A 1,612-nucleotide genomic window follows, 5' to 3' on the forward strand; every position below is an offset into this window, starting at 1 on the left:
ACGTATAATGCCGGTAGACCTGTCACTCATATTGGCATGTATGTAGGGAACGGCAAAATGTTTGATGCAAATGGTGGAGGGATTGGCTTTACTGATTTAAATAATCGTTATTGGCAAGAGCATTTATATGGGTACGGTCGCATTGTTGACTTTTCAGGAGGTGAGGGAGGATGAAGCAAGGGATTGTCGTAGGTGTATTTGTATTCATTGTTCTCGTTTTAGCAGGTTCAATTTTTGTGCTGTCTAATGATAAGAAGGCTTTAAAGGAAACGATTGAACGAAAGAATGGGGAACTCGAGGCACTCACGCTAAAGAATGAAGAACTTTCGGCTGTTACCGGCTTACAAGTAACCGGTGAGGAAGTTGCTTTTGTAGAGCAAGCTTTTCGGGTTTATTTGAACTATGACAATGATTCCTATGTTACTCGCTTTAATGAATTGTCGAATTTTGTTGAATTAGATGTACTGAACAAATTAAAAGGTGCCTCCTCTCTTTCACCACCTGTTGTCGCAATGAAAAATGAAGTAGAAGATGTACAAATTTATTTGAATCCTAAGGAGCCCCACACGTTTTTAGTGTACACCACGACCAACTATTTTTTAGATGGGGCACTGGTCAATCACGGTAGTCAGTTGTATGAGGTGAGCGTTTTAAAGAGTGAGGAGCAGTTTATCCTTGGGGAATTTAAGGTCATTGGTAATATGACGGAGGTGGACGGTGTATGAAAAAGCTTCTCTGGTTTATCGTCAGCTTTCTAGCCTTTGAAGTCGTCATACTCGTGCTCATTGATTTCATTTTACTGCTTGGTGAACTGAAGCTTGCCATTACGACAGATGCAATGCTTGGGAGTGTAAAGGAGCTGTTTCTACATCCTGTACAGGCGATAGAAGGCTACGTGGCATCTAAAAATCCATTGTTTTTCATTTTGACGGTGCTTAATTTGTTTTATAGTGCGTTACTGCAATTAAAGCGCAAAACGAAAAAGGACGGGTGGGACATTCACGAAAAGAATGCATATCACGGCTCGGCACGTTGGGCGAAGGAAAAGGAAATATTAGATGGAAATTTTATCGCAAAATCAGAAAAGGATGTGCGTGAAACATTTTTACAGTCACTTAAAGGGCGTGATGTAGAATGAACGGTACTATTTTAGGCATCTACAATAAAAAAGTGTTAATCCAGCCAAATGAATCAAAGCCGAACCGTAATATTATGGTTGTTGGTGGACCTGGGAGCTATAAAACGCAGTCCTTTGTTATGACGAATGTTTTATATGAAACCGAGAACAGCATTGTCATAACAGATCCAAAGGCTGAGGTGTACGAGAAAACGGCAGCGATTAAAGAGGCACAAGGCTACGAGGTACATGTCATTAATTTTATGAACATGCAGGCGAGCGATCGGCATAATCCGCTAGATTATGTGCGTAAGGAAACGCAGGCGACCACAGTTGCGACGAAGATGGTGGATAGTGCGAATAAGGACGGCAAGCGAGACGTCTGGTACTACTCGCAGCGTGCCTTACTGAAAGCTCTTATTCTATACGCCATTCATGAGCTAGAGCCAAAGAATCGCAATATGCGAGGGTTACTTGAATTCCTACAAACCTTTG

4 protein-coding genes are annotated in these 1,612 nt (G+C 41.6%); all 4 read left to right on the plus strand.

Translation table 11 applies throughout. The features are described 5' to 3' along the window. Positions 1-174: NlpC/P60 family protein (locus QI30_RS21310; protein WP_199754746.1), on the plus strand; the 174-nt coding region annotated here is incomplete at its 5' end. Continuing rightward, positions 171-725 (plus strand): hypothetical protein, encoded by a 555-nt coding sequence (locus QI30_RS19580; RefSeq protein ID WP_126992131.1) that lies wholly within the window; start codon positions 171-173, stop codon positions 723-725. The genes QI30_RS21310 and QI30_RS19580, both read left to right, overlap by 4 nt. Continuing rightward, positions 722-1,138, plus strand: a complete 417-nt coding sequence (locus QI30_RS19585) for a hypothetical protein (protein ID WP_126992132.1) — start codon at positions 722-724, stop codon at positions 1,136-1,138. Before QI30_RS19580 ends, QI30_RS19585 begins: the two co-directional genes overlap by 4 nt. Then, the coding region (locus QI30_RS19590; protein WP_158621104.1) for a type IV secretory system conjugative DNA transfer family protein at positions 1,135-1,612 on the plus strand (478 nt) is incomplete at its 3' end. The genes QI30_RS19585 and QI30_RS19590, both read left to right, overlap by 4 nt.

The organism is Candidatus Kurthia intestinigallinarum (assembly GCF_003991225.1).
Taxonomy (GTDB): domain Bacteria; phylum Bacillota; class Bacilli; order Bacillales_A; family Planococcaceae; genus Kurthia; species Kurthia populi.